Source organism: Klebsiella sp. F11, from assembly GCF_056712265.1.
Genome location: NZ_CM160060.1, coordinates 3533646 through 3553508, shown reverse-complemented (window position 1 = coordinate 3553508; position 19863 = coordinate 3533646). Strand labels below are relative to the sequence as shown.

At 60.9% G+C, this 19863-nt stretch carries 23 protein-coding genes and 1 pseudogene; 14 read left to right on the top strand and 10 right to left on the bottom strand.

Annotated features, from left to right (window positions below; all coding sequences use genetic code 11):
* The first annotated feature begins 70 nt into the window (after positions 1–70).
* Together AC1M2H_RS17575 and AC1M2H_RS17570 are read left to right on the top strand one after the other, a co-directional pair.
* Positions 71–388, top strand: a complete 318-nt coding sequence (locus tag AC1M2H_RS17575) for an EthD family reductase (RefSeq protein ID WP_480148376.1) — start codon at positions 71–73, stop codon at positions 386–388.
* Between the two features lie 297 nt (positions 389–685).
* Positions 686–1711 carry an LLM class flavin-dependent oxidoreductase gene (locus tag AC1M2H_RS17570; protein WP_480148375.1) on the top strand — a complete coding sequence of 342 codons (1026 nt, stop codon included), beginning with the start codon at positions 686–688 and terminating at the stop codon, positions 1709–1711.
* 76 nt (positions 1712–1787) lie between these two features.
* On the opposite strand, the gene AC1M2H_RS17565 is transcribed toward AC1M2H_RS17570, so the two are convergent.
* A complete protein-coding gene (locus tag AC1M2H_RS17565) occupies positions 1788–2123 on the bottom strand; it encodes a gamma-glutamylcyclotransferase family protein (protein ID WP_480148374.1) in 336 nt (111 codons plus the stop codon).
* Between the two features lie 584 nt (positions 2124–2707).
* On the opposite strand from AC1M2H_RS17565, the gene AC1M2H_RS17560 reads away from it, so the two are divergent.
* The 4 genes from AC1M2H_RS17560 (at position 2708) to AC1M2H_RS17545 (ending at position 5225) form a co-directional block, all read left to right on the top strand.
* Entirely contained in the window at positions 2708–2917 is a 210-nt protein-coding gene (locus AC1M2H_RS17560) for a hypothetical protein (RefSeq protein ID WP_480148372.1), read from the top strand.
* A 36-nt stretch (positions 2918–2953) separates the two neighbouring features.
* Positions 2954–3648, top strand: a protein-coding gene (locus AC1M2H_RS17555; RefSeq protein WP_480148370.1) for an IS1 family transposase whose coding sequence is annotated in 2 segments (ribosomal slippage) — positions 2954–3200 and positions 3200–3648 — 696 coding nt in all. Because the reading frame shifts where the segments join, the coding sequence is not laid out codon by codon here.
* 178 nt (positions 3649–3826) lie between these two features.
* Positions 3827–4495: a DarT ssDNA thymidine ADP-ribosyltransferase family protein gene (locus tag AC1M2H_RS17550; protein ID WP_480148369.1), complete on the top strand. Its 669-nt coding sequence runs from the start codon at positions 3827–3829 to the stop codon at positions 4493–4495.
* 4 nt (positions 4496–4499) lie between these two features.
* Positions 4500–5225 carry a DarT1-associated NADAR antitoxin family protein gene (locus AC1M2H_RS17545; RefSeq protein ID WP_480148367.1) on the top strand — a complete coding sequence of 242 codons (726 nt, stop codon included), beginning with the start codon at positions 4500–4502 and terminating at the stop codon, positions 5223–5225.
* Positions 5226–5324: 99 nt separating this feature from the next.
* Here the strand turns inward: AC1M2H_RS17545 and AC1M2H_RS17540 are convergent.
* Positions 5325–6019 (bottom strand): IS1 family transposase gene (locus tag AC1M2H_RS17540; protein WP_480148365.1). Its coding sequence is split into 2 segments (ribosomal slippage): positions 5325–5773 and positions 5773–6019, totalling 696 coding nucleotides; the frame shifts between segments, so codons are not numbered across the junction.
* Positions 6020–6115: 96 nt separating this feature from the next.
* Between AC1M2H_RS17540 and AC1M2H_RS17535 the strand changes: the two genes are divergently transcribed.
* Positions 6116–6253 (top strand): hypothetical protein, encoded by a 138-nt coding sequence (locus AC1M2H_RS17535; RefSeq protein ID WP_480148364.1) that lies wholly within the window; start codon positions 6116–6118, stop codon positions 6251–6253.
* A complete protein-coding gene (locus AC1M2H_RS17530; protein WP_480148363.1) occupies positions 6250–6570 on the top strand; it encodes a hypothetical protein in 321 nt (106 codons plus the stop codon). Before AC1M2H_RS17535 ends, AC1M2H_RS17530 begins: the two co-directional genes overlap by 4 nt.
* Before the next feature lie 381 nt (positions 6571–6951).
* On the opposite strand, the gene AC1M2H_RS17525 is transcribed toward AC1M2H_RS17530, so the two are convergent.
* Complete coding sequence (locus AC1M2H_RS17525; protein ID WP_480148362.1) at positions 6952–7923, bottom strand: PDR/VanB family oxidoreductase; 972 nt, start codon at positions 7921–7923, stop codon at positions 6952–6954.
* A 12-nt stretch (positions 7924–7935) separates the two neighbouring features.
* The gene (gene hpxD, locus AC1M2H_RS17520) at positions 7936–8973 is read right to left on the bottom strand and encodes a molybdenum cofactor-independent xanthine hydroxylase subunit HpxD (RefSeq protein WP_480151976.1); all 1038 of its coding nucleotides are present in this window, start codon (positions 8971–8973) and stop codon (positions 7936–7938) included.
* A 127-nt stretch (positions 8974–9100) separates the two neighbouring features.
* Between hpxD and hpxR the strand changes: the two genes are divergently transcribed.
* Complete coding sequence (gene hpxR / locus AC1M2H_RS17515; RefSeq protein ID WP_480148361.1) at positions 9101–10045, top strand: LysR family hpxDE operon transcriptional regulator HpxR; 945 nt, start codon at positions 9101–9103, stop codon at positions 10043–10045.
* On the opposite strand, the gene hpxO is transcribed toward hpxR, so the two are convergent.
* Positions 10042–11196 carry an FAD-dependent urate hydroxylase HpxO gene (hpxO, locus tag AC1M2H_RS17510; protein ID WP_480148360.1) on the bottom strand — a complete coding sequence of 385 codons (1155 nt, stop codon included), beginning with the start codon at positions 11194–11196 and terminating at the stop codon, positions 10042–10044. The two genes, hpxR and hpxO, sit on opposite strands and share 4 nt — an antisense overlap.
* A 295-nt stretch (positions 11197–11491) precedes the next feature.
* On the opposite strand from hpxO, the gene uraD reads away from it, so the two are divergent.
* Both uraD and uraH read left to right on the top strand, forming a co-directional pair.
* Entirely contained in the window at positions 11492–12010 is a 519-nt protein-coding gene (gene uraD, locus AC1M2H_RS17505; RefSeq protein WP_480148359.1) for a 2-oxo-4-hydroxy-4-carboxy-5-ureidoimidazoline decarboxylase, read from the top strand.
* On the top strand, positions 12007–12333 hold the full coding sequence (uraH, locus tag AC1M2H_RS17500) for a hydroxyisourate hydrolase (protein ID WP_480148358.1): 327 nt from the start codon (positions 12007–12009) through the stop codon (positions 12331–12333). Before uraD ends, uraH begins: the two co-directional genes overlap by 4 nt.
* 27 nt (positions 12334–12360) lie before the next feature.
* On the opposite strand, the gene guaD is transcribed toward uraH, so the two are convergent.
* Entirely contained in the window at positions 12361–13674 is a 1314-nt protein-coding gene (guaD, locus tag AC1M2H_RS17495) for a guanine deaminase (protein ID WP_480151975.1), read from the bottom strand.
* A 121-nt stretch (positions 13675–13795) separates the two neighbouring features.
* Positions 13796–15292: an NCS1 family nucleobase:cation symporter-1 gene (locus tag AC1M2H_RS17490; protein ID WP_480148357.1), complete on the bottom strand. Its 1497-nt coding sequence runs from the start codon at positions 15290–15292 to the stop codon at positions 13796–13798.
* A gap of 142 nt (positions 15293–15434) precedes the next feature.
* Here AC1M2H_RS17490 and AC1M2H_RS17485 point away from each other — a divergent pair, with 142 nt between their 5' ends.
* From AC1M2H_RS17485 to puuE, 3 genes and pseudogenes are all read left to right on the top strand, one after another.
* On the top strand, positions 15435–16151 hold the full coding sequence (locus AC1M2H_RS17485; RefSeq protein ID WP_480148356.1) for a GntR family transcriptional regulator: 717 nt from the start codon (positions 15435–15437) through the stop codon (positions 16149–16151).
* Positions 16151–16867: pseudogene (gene hpxA / locus AC1M2H_RS17480) on the top strand (allantoin racemase); the annotation flags it as partial. The gene AC1M2H_RS17485 and the pseudogene hpxA, both read left to right, overlap by 1 nt.
* A 45-nt stretch (positions 16868–16912) precedes the next feature.
* Positions 16913–17857: an allantoinase PuuE gene (gene puuE / locus AC1M2H_RS17475; protein WP_480148355.1), complete on the top strand. Its 945-nt coding sequence runs from the start codon at positions 16913–16915 to the stop codon at positions 17855–17857.
* Between the two features lie 40 nt (positions 17858–17897).
* Here the strand turns inward: puuE and hpxZ are convergent, their stop codons facing one another.
* The 3 genes from hpxZ to hpxX are packed head-to-tail and all read right to left on the bottom strand — an operon-like array spanning position 17898 to position 19863.
* The gene (hpxZ, locus tag AC1M2H_RS17470; protein ID WP_480148354.1) at positions 17898–18284 is read right to left on the bottom strand and encodes an oxalurate catabolism protein HpxZ; all 387 of its coding nucleotides are present in this window, start codon (positions 18282–18284) and stop codon (positions 17898–17900) included.
* On the bottom strand, positions 18281–19678 hold the full coding sequence (locus AC1M2H_RS17465; protein ID WP_480148353.1) for an AtzE family amidohydrolase: 1398 nt from the start codon (positions 19676–19678) through the stop codon (positions 18281–18283). The genes hpxZ and AC1M2H_RS17465 overlap by 4 nt, the downstream gene beginning before the upstream one ends.
* Positions 19675–19863, bottom strand: a complete 189-nt coding sequence (gene hpxX / locus AC1M2H_RS17460) for an oxalurate catabolism protein HpxX (RefSeq protein WP_480148352.1) — start codon at positions 19861–19863, stop codon at positions 19675–19677. Before hpxX ends, AC1M2H_RS17465 begins: the two co-directional genes overlap by 4 nt.

Genomic DNA, 19863 nt, shown 5'->3' with positions numbered 1-19863 from the left:
CATCCAGGCCGCGCTGGGGCAAAACCGATAGCAGCGCGGGTATTTCAAATCCCTTTAACAGAAGAGCATTATGAATAGAGAGAATACGCAGGTTGTTATCTACGTCAGCTACCAGGGTCGCGCGGAGGATCGTTTCGATCGGCAATACTATGTTAACGGCCATCTTCCGCTGGTGATGGACCTTTGGGAAAAATATGGTCTGGTCAGCGTGGCCGCTTTCTTCCCGCTGCGGGAGCAGCCGGGAACCCTGGCCATTTGCGAATGTATTTTCCGCGATGAGGCGGCGGTATCCGCGGTATTTTCTTCGCCGGAAGTCGCCGAAGTGATGGCGGACGTGCCGCTGTTTACCGATATCCACCCCGTACGCATGCGCGCGCATCCGCTTTGATTGCGTAAATAAGCCACCTGCGGAGCAGGTGGCATTAATCTACTTTGCAGAAAATAGCCGAACGTTGCCGATGTACCTTATGGCTGCCGTGCCAGGGGGCGTAAGCTCAGGCGCAGGCCGCAGAATTTGAGGCTCAAGGCCCGGCATCACTCGGTCAATTTATTTGATGCATTATGTTAAACAAACGATATTTATCCTCAGCAGCGAATGCGTAAAGTAGAGGTTAACCTCGGCAGGCGCTGATTTACGGCATCACCGCCTGCGGATCATTTCCCTGCAAACCAGGATGAATACGTCATGAAAAAGATTGGATTTTTGTCATTTGGTCACTGGACGCCGTCGGCGCAGTCCGCAACCCGTTCGGCCGCTGACGCGCTGCTGCAATCCATCGATCTGGCCGTTGCCGCCGAAGAGCTGGGCGCGGACGGCGCCTACTTTCGGGTGCATCATTTTGCCCGCCAGCTCAGCTCGCCGTTTCCTCTGCTGGCCGCGATAGGCGCGAAAACCCGCAGCATTGAAATCGGCACCGGCGTTATCGATATGCGCTATGAAAACCCGCTGTATATGGCCGAGGACGCGGGGGCGGCGGATTTGATCTCCGGCGGTCGCCTGCAGCTTGGCATCAGCCGCGGCTCTCCGGAGCAGGTGATTGACGGCTGGCGCCATTTTGGCTACGTGCCCGCGGATGGAGAAAACGAGTCAGATATGGCGCGTCGCCATACCGAAGTGCTGCTGGACGTCCTGCGAGGAGAAGGTTTTGCCAAACCGAATCCGCAGCCCATGTTCCCCAACCCGCCGGGCCTGCTGCGCCCCGAGCCGCATTCTGCGGGGCTGCGCGAACGTATCTGGTGGGGCGCGGGCTCCAACGCCACCGCGGTATGGGCGGCGAAGCTGGGCATGAACCTACAAAGCTCGACGCTGAAAGATGACGAGACCGGCGAGCCTTTCCATATTCAGCAGGCCAAACAGATTCGGGCATACCGCGAGGCCTGGGCGCAGGCGGGGCATGTCCGTACGCCGCGGGTCTCGGTCAGCCGCAGCATTTTTGCCCTGATGGACGATCGCGATCGGATGTATTTCGGTTCCGGCCGCGATGAGGGCGATACGATCGGCCTGATTGATGAGAAAACGCGCGCGATATTCGGCCGCAGCTATGCCGCAGAGCCGGACCGGCTTGTCGAGCTGCTGAAGAAGGATGAAGCGATTGCCGAAGCGGACACCCTGTTGCTGACCGTGCCGAATCAGCTCGGCGTGGATTACAACGTCCACGTTATCGAGTCGATCCTCAAACACGTTGCGCCGGCGCTGGGCTGGCGCGGTTAATTGGCTGTAAGGCAAAACGCCCCGCAGGCATTGCGCCATGCGGGGCGTTAATCATCGATACGCTGCACGCACGACCCTACGGCTGAACCTGCGGCTGTAGCTGATAGATCCACGCGGACAGGCATTGCCCGTCGGCCGTCGTCACCTCAGTCTGCACCCGGTCGTAGCCCGCTTCAAATTCATCCAGCGCCGGCCAGAACTCCGCCAGCCTGCTGGACATAAACAGATAGCCGTGGACCTGCGGCCCGCTTTTACTCAGGACGATCCCCGGAAAATCAGCGGCAGCGCCCCAGCCGCGCTCGTAAAAGGTGCCGCTCACCGCGCCCGGCAGCCACTCTCCGCCGATATTTTCCAGAATATGGGCATTCGCGTGGCCCGGACGCAGCGTGCCGTAGACAAATAAGCGTTCCATTATCCCTCGTTAAGCAAAGTGATGAATTCCCCGGCGGGCGGGGGAGAGAGCCCATACTGGCGCAATCGCGACGTTTTTAAAAGCGCTGCGGCCCGGTCGGTCATCCGCGTGGACAGGGGCTTATTCTGCCCGATTGCGCAATGGCACGACGGGCTGCTGTTTCTTACCGCCCCTTTGGTGATAAACATTCGCCATATTGATGCCCCTTGAGTTCACCCAATGAATGGACTACTGTAGAGCGCGCCTGTTTATTGCACGTTCAGTGGGTCCGACAACCGGCGTAAAAATACTAATAAGATAATCCTTGCCGGTCCTTTTTATCAGGGCGACGGCGCGATGCGTTTTTACACACACAAAATCATAATGCGGCTGCTGGAGTTGGAGTTCATATGTGGACGATAATTGGCATTCTAATTGTGCTGGCGGTTATTGGTAATTTAATAAAAAAAAAGGAAACTCCCCCTACTAAATCAGGTAGCCAGTCGCCGCCGGGGTTCATCAGGCCTGAGCCGCTCCGGCCGGAGAGCGACTTTTTACGCGAGGCCGCGCAAAGGCGCAATCTGCAGGTTAACCTCCTTGCGGGCGTGAATAAAGAAAATCCGCCGCCCAGCCGCGAGCTTAATAATATACCGGCGTCGATTACGATGAGCGAGGCGCTGGCTATTATTATGCACGTCGTCGGCTTTAAGGATTATATGCTAATGCGCTATGCGATAACCGGGCTAACCCATCTGGCGCCGGCCTATATGTCGGATTTACACCATGCGTTTATGGGTAATGCCTTCAATCGATAGAAAACCATGATATGCTACTGGTATTTAGGGCTTTCTATGGCTACCGTTACTGTTCATTGTCCTCGTTGCCATTCCGATTCTGTTTATCGCCATGGGCACAGCTGTTCCGGGCACGAGCGCTTTCGTTGCCGGTCATGTCGCCGCGTTTTTCAGCTGGCTTATACCTGTGAAGCCAGAAAACCCGGTGTAAAAGAACAGATAGTTGAACTGGCACACAACGGTGCCGGCGTCCGCGATACCGCCAGAGTTCTTAAGGTCGGTATCAATACCGTCATACGGACATTAAAAAGCTCTCGCCGTCCCGGATAACCGCTTCTCCTGTCGCTCATGCCGATGTGGCACTCATCTGCGAGCTTGATGAGCAGTGGGGCTTTGTTGGCAGTAAAGCCCGGCAGCACTGGCTCTGGTATGCTTACAATACCAAAACGGGTGGCGTACTGGCTTATACTTTCGGCCCACGTACCGATGAGACATGTCGGGAACTGTTGGCCCTGTTGACGCCCTTTAGCATCGGCATGATTACCAGCGATAACTGGGGCAGTTATGCCAGAGAGGTGCCGAAGGAGATACATCTGACTGGTAAAATTTTCACACAGCGCATTGAGCGAAACAATCTGACGCTGCGAACCCGTATCAAGCGGCTGGCACGCAAAACAATATGTTTTTCACGTTCCATCGAATTGCACGAAAAGGTCATCGGTGCCTTCATCGAAAAGTACATGTTCTACTGATTGGAGGCATTACCAACGTGGGCATACCACATCAATCTTTGCCATCAGAAATCCAAAAAGCAAAGCATACTACAACACTAAATTTGAGTCATGACCGCCGAATTTACACCACGTCCTAAGACTCTACCCTCATTCATCGAGAAATACATGTTCTACTAATTGGAGGCATCACCCGTTTATGCAGCAGGTTCCGGGTAAGCCCTTTTATGCCATTCAGCAATTTAACTGGTCAAGAGCCATCGACTTTTCGCAGGTCAGACGGCGGAATATCTCTTCGCTGTATCATTTCACCCACCTGAATAATCTGCAGGGAATATTTTCATCGGGCATTATGACCCGCCAGCAAATTGAAAATAAAGGCTATCCTTTTCACTATAATGATGAGCTGCGGCTGGATGGCGTGAGGGACTCAATATCTCTCTCGATTGGCCACATTAATAATAAAATGCTCTACAAATATTCCCGTGGGTTAAGCGATAGCGACTGGGTGATTTTGAAAATCAAAAAAGAGCTGCTGAGCGGACCCGTCGAACCCTCTTTTGACTTTCCACAGCTGTTAAACCGGGCGGTGTTCTGCCGCAGCAACGCGGCGTCGAGCGCGGTTAAGGCAGTAAGCCTTGGCGAGCGTAAAAAACATGCGGCCTTTCAGACCATGTTTGTCGGGGAGAACGGCGAAGAGTCGGGAGATCGTCCGTATGATATCCAGGCCGAGATCCTCTATCTTGGCAATATTGCGCCCGGGTTTATTAGCGAGGATATTTTTTACAGCGCCGCGAGTATTCCTTTATGGCTACGCGAGAGTTCGGTGATAATCACCGTCGATCCTTCCCGTTTTTCTTTCAGGTAAATTTATGGCCGTACGCCCCGTCTTTATCCCGAGGAGCCAGGGGGATACCCTGGTCGATATTGCTAACGTGGATTTCAGCTGGTCAGCCGGGCTGGCGGTGTCGCAAAAGCAGAAATCAATCGCCTCCCTGCACGAGAACTATCGGCAAAGCGTCCCGGAAGCGAAAATTCTCGAAGTTTCCAGTAAGTCCACGCAGGAGACGGGCAGGGCGCTGAGCGCCTTTAATATGGGGGTACAGAGCAGCGGCGGGCAGTTTATTAGCGTGGAGTCGCTGTTTCAGTCTTCGAAAGTCTTTATGGATAACGGAGCGCTGCGCGGGCCCTTTCGCGAGCTGATGCGTATGGCGCCGAAGGACGCAAAGCGCGCGGAGCAGCTGAAAACCTCCGGGCGGCTGGCGCACTTTTCCTTCCAGCCCAGCGAGCAGCGCGCGGCCATCATCTGGCCGCTCGAGCCGAAAACCGCCTTCTATGACTGGCTGTACCTTAACGCGCTCAGCCATTCGCCGCTTAAAGAGAGCGTGCTGGAGTACTCCGCGTTTACCGACATTGAATTCAACCCGGAAAAATCGGTGAACTGTCAGGCCTACTCCGTGGCGCTGTGGTGCGCCCTGAGCCAGCGCAGGCTGCTGGAGAACGGGATCCCACCGCGCGACGAGTTTATTGAATTAATCGAGAGATTCACGATTTACAACACCAGCGACGGCGATCCGCGCAATATGCGTCTGTTTTAAATTATCAGGAGGCACGATGGTCAGGCGACTTTCCGGCATGGTTTCCCCAGCCGGCTCTTCATCAACGGATGCCTTTGCCGATATTGGTAATGCCTCCAATTAGTAGAACATGTATTTCTCGATGAATGAGCCGATGACTTTTTCGTGCAATTCGATGGAACGTGAAAAACATATTGTTTTGCGTGCCAGCCGCTTGATACGGGTTCGCAGCGTCAGATTGTTTCGCTCAATGCGCTGTGTGAAAATTTTACCAGTCAGATGTATCTCCTTCGGCACCTCTCTGGCGTAGCTTCCCCAATCGTCGCTCGTTATCATGCCAATGCTGAAGGGGGTCAATAACGCCAGCAGCGCCTGACATGTCTCATCATTACGGGGGCCGAACGTATAAGCCAGAACGCCCCCTGTTTTGGTGTTGTAGGCATACCAGAGCCAGTGCTGCCGGGCTTTACTGCCGACAAAGCCCCATTGCTCATCGAGTTCACAGATAAGAGCCACATCTGCATGGGCAACCGGAGAGGATGTTATTCGCTTCGGCGCGAGTTTTTTAAAGTGCGGATGACGGTGTTAATGCCGATTTTTAGCGTTCTTGCCGTATCCCGGACACCGGCACCGTTGAAGGCCATTTCGGTAATTTTCTCTTTGACACCCGGCTTACGGGCTTCATAGGTATAGGTGAGTAAAAACACGCGGTGGCAGTCACGACAGCGAAATCTGTCACGGCCTTTAGGGTTCTGACCATGGCGATAAACCTGAGCAGACTGACAACGGGGACAATGAACGTTAACGCTGGCCATGAGAAAACCTCAAAAGCGGGCATTATACATCATTCAACTAATTAGAGGCATTACCCCGATATTCCCGCCGAACGTCGGCGGGAGATTGAGGCGGAGGTGCAGCAGGCGTACTTCGCCCGCGTCAGCGCGGTGAAAAAGCAGGTGGATGCGCTGAGCGTCGCGCAGCGGGAAATGTTTCATCGCCAGCTGGCAGAGACGCTGAGGCTGGTTTCGGCCGGGGGAACCGAGCAATGATCGAGAATAAAATATTGGCCGCCGTCGCCGAATCGCTGCAAAAAAGCAGCGCCGCGATTGAGCAAGCCAATCGCAAAATGGGCCTGCTGGCGCGGGAGTCCCTCTACCGCTCAAAGCTGGAAAGCGAGCTGGCAGGAGAGCTGATGGCGATGGAGGCGGCGCTGAAGTCGGTGCAGGAGAGTATCCGCAGGCACGAGCAGCATGAGGCGCTGGTGGCGGGCTTAGACCCGCAGAGCCGCGAGACGTTTAACGCCCTCTTTGCGCACAACCACGCCCGGCTAAGCGACCTGCTAAAAAACGAAAAATCAGGCCAGTAACGGCCAAAAAAAACCAGCCAAAAGTCTGGCTGGCAAATACTCGGATAGTGCTCAGTTTTATTGTGGATGTTCAGAATGATTCCTGAGCATCGGTCTGGAGGCTGCGCCAGGCAGTACCCAGACGGCTGGTCAGGATCCTCGCGCGCAGCGTCCGCCTGAGGCGTTCTTCTCATACTCCCGGCCAGCAGGCTGCGTCCGGCGATACCGAATTTGTCATACAAATATGGCAGTATTTGTTTCAGAATGAAAATGAATAATTTTTATAAAAATTATGCCATTAGGGAATGACAGGTTAACTTTTGCTATAGCGTGATTGGTCGGCGGGCAGGGCGCCGGTCTGCTCTCTGGCAGTCCGGCGCCGGCGGAAAGCGAGCGCCTCCGCTAGAGATCGATCAGCAGGTTGGGCGAGCGGCTACGGGAGCAGCAGAGCGCGATACGCTGCGCGACGGCGGCCTTCTCCGCCGGGGACTGTACCGTATCCCGATGATCGACCACCCCCTCGATAACCGGCGTGAGGCAGGCGCCGCACATCCCCATTTCGCAGGAGAGCGGGACCGCAACTCCCTGCTGCTGGAGCACCTGGGCGATAGTCTGGTGCGCCGGAACCGGCCACCGCGCGCCTGACGAGGCCAGGGTAACGGTAAAGGTGTCGGCCTCGCCGCCGACGTCGGCGACCGCCGGCGCTGCCTGAAACGCTTCGCTATGGATCTGCGCCTCCGGCCAGCCCTTTGCCGCCGCGACTTCGCGTGCGCAGGTCATAAAACCGTGGGGCCCGCACAGATAGAGATGCTGCCCGGCGCGCGCCCCGGCAAGGGTCGAGGCGAGATGCTGGCGCGGGCTGTGCCCCTCTTCTGAGCAGTACAGGGCGCAGGTTCCCTGGCTGAAGCGCCGCGCCAGCGGGCGGATAAAGGCCGCGTTCTCCCGGCGCTTGACGTAATAGTGCAGCTCAACCGGCACGCCGTCCGCTTCGAGCTGCAGCAGCATCGCGTAGAGCGGCGTAATGCCAATACCGGCGGCCAGCAGCACAACGCGTTCCGCCGGCTGTAGCGTAAACAGGTTGCGCGGGGGAGAGATGCGTAACGCCTGGCCCGGGCGCAGCGTCTCGTGGATATAGCGCGAACCGCCGCGCGAGGCGCGATCCCGGGCGACGCAGATAAGATAGCCCTCCGCACCGCTCGTCGGGCCGGTCAGCGAGTACTGGCGCATCATCCCATCCGACAGATGGAGATCGATATGCGCCCCCGGCCGCCACTCGGGCAGCGGCTTGCCGTCCCTGGCCACCAGCCTGACGGCGAGGCTGGCATCCCCCTCGCGCCACATTCCGTCAACCACCACCTGCAGCAGTTCGCTCATTTACGCCTCCGTCTAGACGAGGAAAAAGTCGCCAAAGCCCATCTTCTGCAGCCCGCGACGATAGGCAATCGAGCTGCGGTCGGCGGGAATATGCGCCTCAAGGGTTAAGTCCAGCGGCAGCCTCTCCGGGCGCTGGGTTTCGACCATCAGCCGGTCCTCCTCGAAGACGCGCAGATTGAACGCGTGCACGTCGGCAACCGGAACGTGGAGATCGAAGTTGCGCGCAATCGGCGCGAACATGCGGGTGACGCGCGACGATACCGGCGAAGCGGCGTTCATAATCACCAGCCGGGCTTCGCCGGGGAAGTGGATGGTCAGCGTCGCGGTAAAGGGCAGATGCATCTCGAAATGGCGCAGCCACTGAAATCCCTCCGGCGCGCGGAATCCGGCGCTGGCCGGATAGTTGCCGACCGAGCTCCAGTAATCGGCAATAAAGCCAAAAGACGTTTCCTGCGGGCTGTAGGCCGGCACCTCCTGATTATCCGGGTCGGCGAAGGTATCGGTATGGATCCAGGCAAAGTGGGCGACATCGAGAAACCCCTCCACCTGACGGCCGGCAAAGCCGTTGACTTCAAACGCCGGGCAGTTGATCTGCTGAAACCCCTCATCGTGCCAGTGCGGCATGGTGGGCAGCGGCATCGGGTTCTCCGGGTCGAAGGCCATGCACACCCAGATCAGCCCAAAGCGCTCCTCCACCGCATAGTGGGTCAGGTGGAGCCTGGCCGGAACCGGCTGGTCGGGGCTGGAGGGGATTCGGTTGCAGCGCCCCTCTTCGCCGAAGCGCAGGCCGTGATAGGGGCAAATAATCCCTTCGTCGTCGTGAGAGCCGAGGGTCAGCGGTACGCCGCGGTGGGGGCAGACGTCGCGGGCGACCACCACCGAGCCTTTAATCCGGTAGATAACCAGCGGTTCGTCCAACAGGGTCGCCTTCAGCGGGGCGCCGCCGACGTCCTCGGCGCGGGCGACCGGGTGCCAGCATTTCGCCAGCCTGAGCCAGTCGTCCGGTTCGAAGGTGCAGCGGGCCGGTGGGGGGGGATTGGTTCTGTTCATCATGTTCCTTCCTGCTCACGGAAAAGCATTTGTTTAATTGTTGTGAGTTTATTGTTGTCATATTAGGGTGTTGACATCCATCGCCATTAATTCACTCAGGCGTTGCAAAAAAGAGAACAGGTGGGATATGAGTCCGTTTTCGCGTTTCGCTATCTATTTCGCCGCGGTGGCCCGCAGCGGCAGCCTGCGCCGGGCGGCTGAAAAGCTGCATATCTCGGCCTCGGCGATTAATCGCCAGATCCTGCAGGCCGAAGAGGAGTTCGGTACGCCGCTGTTTGAACGGCTGCCGGAAGGGCTGCGCATGACCACCGCCGGAGAGCTGCTCTATGACAACCTGCTGCGCTGGCAAAAAGAGTTTCAGCTTACCCGCCAGCAGTTTGACGAGCTGCAGGGGCTAAAGCGCGGCAGCGTCAGCATCGGCATGGTGCAGGCTCTGGCGGAGGGCAGCTTTGCCGCGGCGCTGGCCGATATTATTACCGGGTGGCCGTGGCTGGAGCTCAATCTGCGGGTGGCGGAGAGCCACGCGGTGAGCGAAAAGGTTCGCCAGGCCGACGTCGATTTTGGCCTGATCCTCGACCCGGAAGGCCAGGCGGGGCTCAGCGTGTTGGCGTTCGTCGAGCTGGAGATGGGGGTGGTGATGCGCCCGGACAGCCCCCTCGCGCAGGCGGCGACGCTGTCGTTGGGCGATCTTAGCCAGCAGCGGCACATCGTTCCCGGCGCGCCGCTTATCGTGTACGATCGGGTGGCGATGCTCTACCGGCACTACGGCTTTTCGCCGGCCAACGCCGTTAGCTGCAATGATATTCGGCTGATTAAATCGCTGATCCTCAAAGGCAGCGGCGTGACGGTACTGAGCCTGCTGGACGTACTGGATGAGGTCAAAAGCGGGCAGCTGGCGTTTATTCCGTTGCGCAATAAGCTGCTGCGGCCGCTGACCCTGGCGCTGTGCGCCGCGCCATCGCGCCAGCTCTCGCGTCCGGCACAGATGGTGATTCAGAAGCTAACGGCGGTAATGGAGGAGATGCGCGCCGTTGGCGAAACCCGGCGTGCGCTCCCTGAAGGCGGCGGTTAGCCGAGCGGGCCGCCCTGTATCGTCTCGCACAGGCCGTTGATGATCCGCTCTCCGCTCTCCTCTTCGAGCTCCCGGTACCAGGCCTCGGTCAGCGCCATCTCCTTGCCGTGGGTGATATCGCAGCGTTTGCGCGCCTTCAGTATCAGATCGCGAACCCGCTCGCAGCGCCGGGCTTCGTAGCGGAGCAGCGCGGCGGCGATATCCCCGCCTTCGCGTAACGCCTCGCCCAGAACCACCGCGTCCTCCAGCGCCGCGCAGCCGCCCTGGCCTATATCCGGAGTGGTGCTGTGCCCGGCATCCCCGAGCAGCGCTACCTTCCCGCGCACCAGCCGGTCGAAGGGCTCAATATCGTGAATTTCGATACGGTTGGTGGTGGCCGGATCGAGGCGGGCGATCAGCTTCTGCACCGGCGCCGCCCAGCCGCTGAAATAGCGCCTAAGATCCGCCCGCAGGGTGCTGCGATCTTCCGCCAGTCCGGCCGGCAGGGGGACGTCAAAGAAAAAATAGAAGCGCCCCCTGGCGACCGGCATCAGCGAAACGCGCTTGCCCTCGCCGACAAAGGTGGTCCACTGATCGGCGGGGGCGATGGACTCGTCAATTTCCACCAGGCCGTTCCAGTTAACGTAGCCCGCGTAGCGCCGCTCGGGGGTAAAGCCGAGCACGTAGGGGCGCAGAGCTGAGTGGCTGCCGTCGGCGGCAATCAGCATATCGCCGTGGGCGGTGGTTCCGTCGCTGAACCACACCGTCACGCCGTCGTCATCCTCCGCCACGCGGGTGGCTCGCTTGCCGAACCGTACCGCGTCGCGGCCCCAGAAATTGAGCATCTCGCCCTGCAGTTCGCTGCGCGAGACCGGGCAGGGGCGGCCGCCGGTGCGTTCGACCAGCGGCGCAAGGCTAAAGCGGGTCAGGGTTTTTCCCTCCAGGTAATCCTGATAGGCCATATAGCGCATCGGGCCGCCGTAGGTCTCCGTGATGTCGCCCATGCCCAGCCGGTTCATGCACTTCACCCCGTTGGGCCAGATTGAGATGGCGGCGCCAACCGGCTTAATCTCCTGCACCGCCTCAAACACCTCGCAGCTAATCCCGGCCTCTTTCAGCGCGACGGCCGCGCTCAGGCCGCCGATACCGGCGCCCATCACTAATGCTTTCATTATCTTCTCCTGTGGCATGCGTCGGGAAGAAGCCAGCAATTTGCGTACCAGCTTGCCGCCGGCGCGATAGAGGCGTCTGGCGGACGCGGCAGCGGAGGGTATGCGCTAAAGTGGTGCATTATCGGGCAATAATTGCCTTTTTTTGCATCAAAAATTGTAAATTGGACAACGCCGAATCAACCGTTTCACCTGGCCGCGGCGGCCAGACCCGGAATAAGGGAATGTGGCCTGCTTTGTGCAAGCCGCTCTGTGCAATACTGCGCTAACGCTATTGACGACAAAAAAGGGGCGAAACATGTCCGAAGAGGCCGCGACGATCGCGATTGAGGAGTTTAACCGGCTGGATGAAGAGGCGGCCTGCGGCCTGCTGCGGCCCTGCGTGGCGATCCCCGCCTGGGCCGCGGCGCTGGTGCGGGGCCGTCCTTATCCTGACCTTGCCGCGCTGCTGGCCGCCGCGCAGGACGCGGCCCAGGGCTGGGGGGAGGCCGAGCTGGACCGGGCGCTGAGCGCCCATCCGCGCATCGGCGAAAAGCCGCCCGCAGGTGGGGCGCACGCCGCGCTGTCGCGGCGGGAGCAGGCGGCGGTCAACGAGAAGGATGCGCGCCTTGCTCAGGCGCTAAAAGAGGGCAACGCTCGCTACGAGGCCCGCTTCGGGCGGGTGTTCCTGATCCGCGCCAAAGGCCGCAGCGGGGAGGAGATCCTGCGGGCGCTGACGCAGCGGCTACAGCACGACGAGGCGCAGGAAGCGGAAGAGGCGCTGGCGCAGCTACGCGAAATTACCTTATTAAGACTGACGGGAGTCATAGGCGAATGAATACGTTGAGTACCCATATTCTCGATATCTCCAGCGGCAGGCCCGCCGAGGGCGTGGCGGTGAACCTGCTGCTGGGCGGGCAAACGATCGCCAGCGGCCTGACCGACGAGCAGGGCCGCATTGCGCTGCTGGCGCCCGGTATGCTGATTGCCGGGCGCTATCGGCTGGTGGCTGATATTGGCGACTGGTTTACGCGCGACGGGCGGGAAACGCTCTACCTTAGCGCACAGATCGATTTCGCCATCGGCGAAGATGACGATGAGCACTTTCACCTGCCGTTTTTGATCGCCCCCGGCGGCTGGTCAACCTACCGGGGGAGCTAACTTTTCCTGGCGGCCCGGCCCGCGGCGTCAGCCCTGCTGGCGCCAGACTCGCTCGCCGTTGACCCAGGTCTCGCTGATATTGCGCTCGTCGCCGAGGGTCATCAGCACAAACAGCTGCTCGTAGATATCCTTACAGCGGCCGATGCGCAGCCGCTGCAGCGGCGTGGCGGCCGGGTCGATAACCACGAAGTCGGCCTCTTTTCCCGGCTGGAAGTTGCCAATTTTGTCGTCGAGGCGCAGGGCGTGGGCGCCGCCGAGGGTGGCGTGGTAAAAGGCTTCGCAGGCGGGCAGGCGATAGCTCTGCAGCTGCGCAACTTTATAGGCTTCCCCCAGCGTGCGCAGCATGCTGAAGGTGGTTCCCGCCCCCACGTCGGTGCCGATACCGATCCGCACCCGCTGCTGCCAGCTGGCGGGCAGGCGAAACAGGCCGCTGCCGAGGAACAGGTTCGAGGTTGGGCAGAAGGCCAGCGCGGAACCGGTCTCGTGCAGGCAGCGCCACTCCGCGTCGGCCAGATGAATACCGTGCGCAAACACGCTGCGCTCGCCGGTCAGCCGGTAGTGGTGATAGACGTCGAGATAGTGCTCATGCTCCGGCCACAGGCTTTTCACCCACGCCACCTCGCTGAGATTTTCGCTCAGATGGGTATGCAGCCAGGTGTCCGGAAACTCCTCCCTCAGCCGCTGAACGGCCGACAGCAGCTCCGGCGTGGAGGTGGGGGCAAAGCGCGGGGTAATGGCGTAGCCCAGGCGCCCGCGGCGGTGCCAGCGCTGGATCAGCTCTCGGGTTTGCCGGTAGCTCTGCGCAGCCGTTTCCGTCAGATAATCCGGCGCGTGGCGGTCCATCATCACCTTCCCGGCGAGGAGCCGCATATTCAGACGCAGCGCTTCGCTAAACAGCGCATCGACCGACTCGGGATGCAGCGTGCAGAACACCAGGGCGGTGGTGGTGCCGTGGCTGAGCAGCTGGTTGACAAAAAACTGGGCGATCTCCGCGCTATAGGCCTCATCCGCGAACTGGCTCTCCACCGGGAAGGTGTAGGCGGTGAGCCACTCCAGCAGCTGTTCGCCGTAGGCGCCGATCATCTCCGTTTGCGGATAGTGGACGTGGGCGTCGATAAAGCCCGGCAGCAGCAGCCGGCCGCGCAGGTCGCTATAGCCCCTGTGCGGATGGAGAAACTGCTCGCCCTCCTGCCACGGCAGTAGCGTCTGGATCGTACCGTCCTTAATAAACAGCAGTCCGTCGGCAAGATAGCGCGCGTGACGGGCGATATCGTCAGCGCCGTCGGCGACCCGGGCAATATCAAAAAACGCCCCGCGAACTGCGGTATCGTACGACCTGATGGTTTCCGTCATGTTGGCTCCCTGTTGCATCGCGCATTGAGCAAAATCTAAAGCAATATTGATGCCAGCCGCCGCGGTTGCGGAATATGCCGCGCCGGCGGGCGCGGCCAGAGAGGGGAAACTACTCTTTTTGCGCCACGGCGCGGGCGTCATAGCGCGCGGCGGCGACGGCGGCGCGATCGTCGCGGGCAATCCAGCGGTAGGCGGCGCCGCTCAGGAACACGCCGATAAACCAGCTAAAGTTGGCGACCTCATGCAGGGCGGGGATAAAGCTGATCACCAGGCCGATAGCCACGGAGGGCACCAGTGCGGCGATGGCCTTCGGGTTAAAGCCGTTGCGATACCAGTATTCTCCTTTCGGCGTGTCGTCAAACAGATCGTCAACCGAAACTTTCCCGCGCTTAATCAGGTAGAAATCAACCAGCAGAATCCCGAACAGAGGGCCGATAAACGCCCCCAGCACGTCGAGGGTGTAGTGGATAAGCTCCGGGGAGTTGAACAGGTTCCACGGAGTGAGCAGGATCGATCCCACCGCAGCGATCATGCCGCCGGTGCGGAAGCTGATTTTTTGCGGCGAGCAGTTGGAAAAGTCGAAGGCCGGGGAGACAAAGTTGGCGACGATGTTGATCCCGATGGTCGCGGTGATCATCGTCAGCAGACCGATGGCCACCGCCAGGTCGTTACCGACGCGGCTCACGGTCTCAATCGGGTCGGTTATCATGCGGCCAAACAGCGACTGCGTCCCGGAGACAATTACCACCGTAACGACAGAGAACAGCAGGAAGTTAAACGGCAGGCCCCAGCGGTTGCCGCGGCGGATTTCGCCCATGCTTTTGCCATAGCGCGAGAAGTCGCCAAAGTTAAGCAGCGGGCCGGAGAAATAGGAGACCACCAGCGCGGTAGCGGTGATCATCTGCCAGGTTTGCTCCCCGGCGCTCAGCGACTTGCTGGCGAGGGTAAAGGAGATCCCGTCGAAGCCGGTCTGGTATACAATCCAGCCCGCCAGCGCCAGCATCACCACGTAGACCGCCGGACCGGCGATATCAATAAAGCGCTTGATGGCGCTCATCCCGTGCCAGAACACCATCGCCTGCAGCAGCCACATGGTGGCGAAGCACAGCCAGCCGAGATGCGACAGCCCGAGGAAGCTGCCGGCGGTAAGCGTCGCCAGCGACGGCCAGAACTTGAGCAGCACCAGCATCAGGGCGTTGGCGGCCAGATAGGTCTGGATCCCGTACCAGGCAAAGGCGATAAGCCCGCGGATCACCGCCGGAATATTGGCGCCGAAGACGCCGAACGCCTGGCGGCAGATCACCGCATAGGGCACGCCGGCCATCTGGCTGGGGCGGGCCACCAGGTTGGCGCACAGCTGGACGATACAGATGCCGACCAGCAGGCACAGCAGCACCTGCCAGCTGGCTAATCCCAGGGTAAAGAAACTCGCCGCTACCACATAGCCCCCCATGCTATGCACGTCCGACATCCAGAAAGAAAAGATGTTGTACCAGCTCCAGTTCTGGTCGCGCGTCGGCGCCAGATCCTCATTGCACAGCCGTGGACTGTAGCCGGCGCTGGAGCCCGCGGCCTTAACCTGATGCGTATTTTGTGAATGTGGCATGAAACCTGCTCCTCTTGATGAAACCCCTGATATGGATTGCTGAGGCCGTTGCAGGAATTAGGCCAAAATAGTTAATCTTGTATGCAATACTTAATTTTTATGTATACAGTCTGGTATCGAAACGTGAATACGGAGCCGGTTAATGAGTCACGAAAATCATCTGCACGCCGCGCCAGGCCTGCAGGACAAGGATGAAGCCATCTATCAGGCGCTGATGACCGCCATCGTCGAACATCAGCTGCCGCCGGGCAGCAAGCTGCCGGAGGAGGCGCTGGCGGAGGTCTTTGGCGTCAGCCGCACCGGGATCCGCAAGGTGCTGCAGCGACTCGCCGCTGTGCAAATGGTCACCCTGGCGCCCAAACGTGGTGCACAGGTTGCCAGCCCCACGGAGGAAGAGGCGCGGGATATCTTCCGTACGCGGGAGCTGCTGGAGGTGGCCAATCTGCCCGACGTGCTGGCCCGCTGCCGGCCGCCGCATCTGGCGGCGCTGGAGGCGATTATTCGCCAGGAGCAGCAGGCGCATGAAGCCTGCGATGGTCCGGCGGCGATCCGCTACTCCGCCGAATTCCATATTCAGCTGCAGGCGATCTCCGCCAACCAGGTGCTGACCGAGATGGTCACCCGCCTGAGCCAGCGCTCGTCATTAGCCATTGCGGCATGGGGCTCGCCGTGGCGCCAGGGCTGCCGCTGCGACGATCACGGGCAGCTGATCGGGCTGCTGCGCGCCGGGGAGCTGCAGCCCCTGAGCGAGGCCCTGACCCACCACTTTGCCCATATTGTTGCCAGCCTGCGCTTTGACCGGGCGGGCGTTTCCCTGCCCGATTTCGCCCGGCTGTTTGCCGGCTACAAGGAGCCGTAATGTCTTCCTTTTGTATACAAGTGATTAACCCCAACACCAGCCGCGCGATGACCGAGACCATCGGCGCCGCTGCCCGCGCCGCCGCCGCGCCGGGAACCGAGATTCTGGCGGTCTGCCCGACGGAGGGAGTGCCCTCTATCGAAGGGCACTTCGATGAAGCCATCGCCGCGGTCGGGGTGCTCGAACAGGTTAAGGCCGGGCGCCAGCAGGGCGTCGCAGGCCACGTGATCGCCTGCTTTGGCGATCCGGGACTGCTGGCGGCGCGCGAGCTTGCGCAGGGGCCGGTGGTCGGTATCGCCGAGGCGGCGATGCATATGGCCACCCTGGTCGCCACCCGCTTTTCCATCGTCACCACGCTGCCGCGCACGCTGATTATCGCCCGCCACCTGCTGCACCAGTATGGCTTCTACCACCACTGCGCCGGGCTGCACGCCATCGACCTGCCGGTGCTGGCGCTGGAGGACGGCAGCGGCCGGGCGCAGGAGCTGGTGCGTCAGCGCTGCGTTCAGGCGCTGAAGGAGGATGGCTGCGGGGCGATTGTGCTGGGCTGCGGCGGGATGGCGACGCTGGCGCAGGAGCTCACTCGCGAGCTGCGCGTGCCGGTCATCGACGGCGTCAGCGCGGCGGTAAAAATGGTCGAGTCGCTGGTGGCGCTCGGCCTGTCGACCAGCAAGCAGGGGGACTTAGCCTTCCCGGAAGCGAAAGATTTAGGCGGCAGATTTCAATCATTCAACGGATAGCGATTAGTGAAGAGGTGGGAGATGGGTCAGCAGTCAGCGCTTTTTAATCAGGACTATCCTCGCGATCTGCGCGGTTACGCCGGGCAGACGCCGCGCGCGCCGTGGCCGCAGAACGCGCGTATCGCCGTGCAGTTTGTTCTAAATTATGAGGAGGGAGCGGAGAACCACGTCCTGCACGGCGACGCGGGCTCCGAGCAGTTTCTCTCCGATATTATCGGTGCCGCCAGCTACCCTGACCGGCATATGTCGATGGACTCGCTGTACGAGTACGGCAGCCGCGCCGGGTTCTGGCGCATTCACCGCGAGTTCAGCCAGCGCGGGCTGCCGCTGACCGTGTTCGGCGTGGCGATGGCGCTGGCGCGGCATCCGGATATCGTGGCGGCGATTAAGGCCGCCAACTACGACGTGGTCAGCCATGGCTGGCGCTGGATCCACTATCAGCATATGGATATCGAGACCGAGCGCGCGCATCTGCAGCAGGCGGTGCAGGTGTTAACCGATCTCTTCGGCAGGCCGCCCAACGGCTGGTACACCGGGCGCGACAGCCCCAACACTCGCCGGCTGGTGGTCGAGCACGGTGGCTTCGATTACGACAGCGACTACTATGGCGACGATCTGCCGTTTTGGGTCGAGGTACCGTGCGGCGACGGTTCGCGCAGGCCGCATCTGATCGTGCCCTATACTCTCGATACCAACGATATGCGTTTTGCCACCGCCCAGGGGTTCAATACCGCGGAGCAGTTTTATACCTACCTCAAAGATAGCTTCGACGTGCTGTATGAAGAGGGGCGCGAGGCGCCGAAGATGATGTCTATCGGCATGCACTGCCGCCTGCTGGGTCGGCCGGGGCGCTTTCGGGCCCTGCAGCGCTTCCTCGATTACGTCCAGCAGCATGAGCAGGTGTGGGTCTGCACCCGCCAGCAGATTGCCGACCGCTGGCGGGAGGCGTTTCCGTTTCGCCCGTAGCCGCTGAGCGGACCGGAGCCTGCTCCGGTCCGCTTGTCTGTTAGTTCATCAGGCTTACATGGGCGGCGACGATGCGCCAGCCGAAGGGAAAGCGCACCCAGGTCTGCTGCTGGCGGCCTACGCGATCGCTGCCCTCGCGGGTGAACTCGGTGCTGCACACCGCGTAATCCTCGCCGAAGCTGGTGATGACCGTGTGGCGCAGCTCGCGCTGGAGCCCGGCCGCCGGACGGGCGGCGCGAAAAGCGCGGATCTCGTCGGCGCCGTAGAGATTCTCCCCGGCGCCGAGGCGCACCGTGCGTTTATCCTCCCAGAACAGCTCGTCGAGTACCGCGACGTTGTTGCTGATCAGCGCCTCTTCATAGCGATAAAAGGCGGCCGTGACCTCGGCCAGAACGCGAGGCCGGTTAATATTATCCTGATCGATCATGCTATTACCTCCGCAGGGCTGGCATCGGTAAGCCCCATCTCTTCCAGTACGCGCGCTGCCCGCAGGCAGGCCTGTTCATTAAACGGAGCGGCGATCAGCTGTAGGCCAATCGGCCGCCCGGCGGCGCTGCGCAGCGGCACCGTAACGACCGGCAGCCCCACGAAGGAGATGGGCTGGGTGAGCATTCCCATGCTGGCGCGCACCGGCAGCATATGACCGTTGATCTCCATCGTCTGCTCGCCGATGAGCGTGGCGCTGCGCGGCGTTGCCGGGGCGATCAGAATATCGGCGTGGGCAAACAGCGCCTGAAACGCCTGCCGGGCGTGGCGGCGAAAGCGCTGGGCCTGAATATACCAGCTTCCCGGGATCATCGCCCCGGCCAGCAGCCGCTCGCGGGAGTGGGGCTCGAAGCGTTCCGGCTCGCGGCGCAGCGCCGGCAGGTAGTGGTTGCCGCCTTCGGAGGCGCTGATGATAAACGCCGCCGAGCGGGAGAGCTCGGCCTCAGGGAACTGCAGCTCTTCACGAGCGTCGAGGGCCCGGGCCACCCGGACGACGGCGGCCCGCGCGTCGTCATCGCACCAGCGGCTAAAATAGCCGCCGAGCACCGCGCAGCGCAGGCCTTCCAGACCGCGCGGCAGCAGGTTGCTGGTGCGCTCGCTGGCCTTATCCGCCTGGAAACCGTCGCCGGGATCGCGCCCCTGCAGCGCATCGTAGACCGCGGCGAGGTCGCCGACGCTGCGGGCTAAGGGGCCAATGTGGTCGAGGCTGGCGACAAACGGATGGCTGCCGGATCGCGACAGGCGGCCAAAGGTCGGCTTGAGGCCAAAAATACCGCACAGGGAGGCCGGTACGCGGATGGAGCCGTTGGTATCGCTGCCTAAGGCGAAGTGCACCAGCCCGGCCGCCACCGCCGCCGCCGAACCGCCGGATGAACCGCCGGCGATGCGCGCCAGGTCGTGCGGGTTACGCGTCGCGCCGTAGTGGCTATTTTCGGTGGTAAAGCCGTAGGCGTAGGCGTCCATATTGAGCATCCCTGACAGCAACCCGCCGGCGGCGTGCAGCTGGCGCACCGCCCAGCCGTCGGCCGCAGCGGGGGCGCGTTCGCTAAACAGCCGGGCGCCGGCGAGGGTGGTCTGTCCGGAGACGTCGAACAGATTCTTTACCGCGTAGGGGACCCCGGCCAGCGGCGGCAGCGGCTGCTTGCCCCGGCGCAGGGTATCAATGCTCTCCGCTTCGGCGAGCATTCGCCCCTCCGTTACCGTGGTCCAGGCGTTGATGTGCGGGTTGACCCGCGCAATATCGTCGAGGGTCCGGTGGGCGATCTCCCGGGCGCTGAGCTCCCCGGCCTGCAGCGCGCGCTGGATCTCGCTAATCGTCATTTGGTTAAGCGTCATGCTTTATACACCCCGGCGATCTCCAGGCGTTCATCAAGGGGGAAGGCCATCAGCGGTTCGGCCATGGCGGCGATGCGGCTGAACTGCAGCTGAAGCTCGGCGCGGCGGGCTTCATCCAGCTCCATCCCGAGGATCTGCTCCATTTGTGCCAGGTAAGTGCTCCAGTCGAGAGTGGTTTCTTGCAT